Raw genomic sequence first — 3,243 nt, 5'->3', positions numbered from 1 at the left:
AGCTCGTACATCCCGCAGATCGCCGCCGACCAGGGGCGGAGCAGCTGCCGGTCCTCCTCGGGCACGCCCAGCATCTCGGCGATCACCGCCACCGGGAGCGGTTCGGCGATCCGCGCCGCGAGATCGCCGCCGCCGTCCGCCACCAGGTCCCGCACCAGGCCGTCCGCCAGCTCCTCGACGTACGGCCGCAGCCGCTCGACCGTGCGCGGTGTGAACGCCTTGGCGACCAGGCGGCGGATGCGGGTGTGCGCGGGTGCCTCCAGGTCGAGCATGCCGTGGTCGTTGAGCGTGTGGAACGGCTCGTGCTCGGGCGGCGGTGCCGTGCGGCCGAACTCCTCGTGCGTGAACCGGTGCAGATAGGTCCTGCCGAGCCGCCGGTCGCGCAGCAGGGCCGCGACGTCCGCGTGGTGCGGGACCAGCCACTGGCCGGTCGGGGCGTAGTGGTGCACCCGCCCGGCCTCGCGCAGCCGGGCGTAGGCCGGGTAGGGGTCGGCGATGAACCGCGGTGACGAGGGGGCGAAGACCGCGGAGGCCTCGAAGGCTGCGTCCATGACGCGACGCTAGCCGCGCGGGACCTCCGGCGGCCAGGGGTCGTCCCGTGCCGCGGGGTCCGCGGCGGCGGCAGTGCGCGCGGCACCCGGCGACGGCAGCGCGGCCCGCGTCAGCCGGGCGTGACCAGTCGCGCCTCGTACGCGAACACCGCCGCCTGCGTCCGGTCCCGCAGCCCCAGTTTCACCAGGATGCGGCTGACGTGCGTCTTGATGGTGGACTCGGCGACGACGAGCCGGGAGGCGATCTCCGCGTTCGACAGACCCTGCGCGATCAGCACCAGGACCTCCGTCTCCCGCTCGGTCAGCTCGCCGTACTGCTGGGCCGAGACGGACGCCGAAAGGCGCGGCGCCTCCGCCAGCTTCGAGAACTCCGTGATCAGGCGGCGCGTCACCGTCGGCGCGAGCAGCGCCTCGCCGGAGGCCACGACCCGCACCCCGTCCGCGAGCTGGCGGGCCGACGCGTCCTTGAGGAGGAACCCGGAGGCCCCCGCGCGCAGCGCCTGGTACACGTACTCGTCGAGGTCGAACGTGGTCAGGACGAGCACCTTCGAGCTGCCCTCGGCGGCGACGATCTCGCGGGTCGCCTCGATGCCGTTCAGCTCGGGCATGCGGATGTCCATCAGGACCACGTCGGGGGCCAGCTCACGGACCCGGTCGACCGCGTCCCGGCCGTTGACCGCCTCGCCGATCACCTCGATGTCGGGCATCGCGTTCAGCAGGACGGAGAAACCCTCCCGCACCATCATCTGGTCGTCGGCGATGAGCACCCTGATCGTCATGCGTCCGCTCCCGCCGGATCGATACGGTCCGCGAGCGCGACCGGCAGGAAGACCGTGACCTCATAGCCGCCGTCCGCCGTCGCCTCCGCCGTCATCTCGCCGTCCAGCATCGTGACCCGCTCACGCATCCCGGTGATGCCGTGGCCCGCCCCGGGGGACGGCTTGACCAGGCCCTTCGCCGGGCCGTTGACGATGCGCAGGCCGAGGCCGCCGAGGACGTAGCCGACCTCCACGCGGGCGGCGGCGCCGGGCGCGTGGCGCAGGCTGTTGCTCAGCGCCTCCTGCACGATCCGGTACGCCGAGAGCTCCACGCCCTGCGGCAGCTCACGCACCGCTCCGGTGACCGCCTTCTCCACCTCCAGGCCCGCGTCCCGCACATTGTCCAGGAGCCGGTCCAGGTCGCCGAGGGTGGGCTGCGGGGCGTCCGGGGTCTCGTAGTCCTCGGCGCGCACGACACCGAGGACGCGCCGCAGCTCGGTCAGGGCCGACACCGCGTTCTCCCGGATCGTCACGAACGCCTGCTCCAGCTCCGGCGGCGGATTCTCCACCCGGTAGGGCGCGGCCTCGGCCTGGATGGCGACCACCGACATGTGGTGCGCGACCACGTCGTGCAGCTCGCGGGCGATGTTGGTGCGCTCCTCCAGGAGCGTGCGCCGGTCCCGCTCCATGGCGGTGACGGTGCGCTGCACCGTCACCTCGCGCTGCGCCTCGCGGCGCACATGGACCACCGTGGTGATCAGCAGCGCTATCGCGGAGAAGAAGAGCATCGGCACGGAGTTGGAACCGCCGAGACCCCCGAATCCCTCGGCGCCCAGGGAGTACGCCGCCGTGCCGAGCCACATCCACAGGGCGGTGCGCGGACCGGTGCGCGCCGCCGCCACCACCATCACCACGATGTGCGCGAAGAAGGCCGGGGGCGTCCACGGCAGACCGTCCCAGCTGTTGCCGAGCGCGCCCGTGAACGGGGTCGAGATCAGCGAGATCCAGTACGCGCCGACCGGCCTGACCAGCGTCATCAGGACCGCCGCGGCGGGGATGAAGCCGATCAGGAGGTGGATGGCCCCGTTGCCCAGGCTGATCTGGTAGCCGATGAACACGGTGATCGCCGCCGCCGTCCCGACCAGGGCGTGCCTGCTCCAGACCGCGTACGCGCGCAGCCGCTTCGGCAACTGCCTGCCCAGCGCCCCGGGGGCCTTCCTCGGCGGCAGCGGGCGGTAGGCGAAGGCGTCGTCGAAGAGCGCCTGGCGCAGCCCTCCGACGGCCTCCATCACGAGGCGGAACTCGGGGCTGCGCCGGCCTCTGGCCTTGCTCGGATCAGTCATCTCGGTCACGTCTACGAAGGTACGGGGACGGGGCGGCGGGGTCGTCCACAGCAAGACGGGTTCCGCGGGGTCCGTCGCAGGTACTACTCGGGGACTCGGGGACCGAGGGGGCCGACGCCTCAGAACGCCAGCTGGGCGATCTCCTCCGCGACCACGGCGCAGGCGTCCGCCGCCGGGTCGATCAGCGGGAAGTGCCCGACGTCCTCCAGCAGGGTCAGGCCCACGACCTCGCCCGCCCCGGCCGCCGCGTCGGCGTACGCCTCGGCCACCGCGTACGGCACGGTGATGTCGGCGCGGCCCTGCACGACGGTGGTGGCGATGCCCGTCGGAAGCAGCGCCGCCGGGTCCGCGTAGGGCAGCCGGTCGTCGAACCTGGCCTTCCCGCCGAGCAGCTGCGCCGACGCGCCACCGCAGACATCGAGGTCCTCGGCCGTGCGGAGGTCCGCGATCGGGGCGAGCGCCACCACACCGCGCAGCGGGGCGGGGCGGTCGGTGCGCCAGCGCGCGTCGGCGGGGAGCATGTGCCGCGCGGCGGCCCAGAGCGCCAGGTGACCGCCCGCCGAGTGCCCGGTGAGGACCGTGCGGCGGGGG

General features: G+C 73.5%; 3 protein-coding genes and 1 pseudogene. All 4 read right to left on the bottom strand.

Annotation, left to right across the window (positions count from 1 at the left end):
* Positions 1-551: pseudogene (locus AB8Z36_RS36065) on the bottom strand (cytochrome P450); the annotation flags it as partial.
* Positions 552-661: 110 nt separating this feature from the next.
* On the bottom strand, positions 662-1,330 hold the full coding sequence (locus AB8Z36_RS36060; protein WP_369217609.1) for a response regulator: 669 nt from the start codon (positions 1,328-1,330) through the stop codon (positions 662-664).
* On the bottom strand, positions 1,327-2,652 hold the full coding sequence (locus AB8Z36_RS36055; RefSeq protein WP_369217610.1) for a sensor histidine kinase: 1,326 nt from the start codon (positions 2,650-2,652) through the stop codon (positions 1,327-1,329). Before AB8Z36_RS36055 ends, AB8Z36_RS36060 begins: the two co-directional genes overlap by 4 nt.
* Before the next feature lie 119 nt (positions 2,653-2,771).
* Positions 2,772-3,243 (bottom strand): alpha/beta hydrolase family protein (locus AB8Z36_RS36050; protein ID WP_369217608.1); only part of this gene is annotated, 472 nt, incomplete at its 5' end.

The sequence above is a fragment of the Streptomyces flavofungini genome (genome assembly GCF_041028215.1).
Taxonomy (GTDB): domain Bacteria; phylum Actinomycetota; class Actinomycetes; order Streptomycetales; family Streptomycetaceae; genus Streptomyces; species Streptomyces flavofungini_B.
The sequence above is the reverse complement of the archived record's forward strand: the minus strand, read 5'-3'. Positions and strand labels throughout refer to the sequence as shown.

What these genes read in the sequence shown, in the direction of transcription:
- AB8Z36_RS36060 (WP_369217609.1), bottom strand. Translation starts at nt 1,330, where the DNA reads ATGACGATCAGGGTGCTCATCGCCGACGACCAGATGATGGTGCGGGAG.
- AB8Z36_RS36055 (WP_369217610.1), bottom strand. Translation starts at nt 2,652, where the DNA reads ATGACTGATCCGAGCAAGGCCAGAGGCCGGCGCAGCCCCGAGTTCCGC.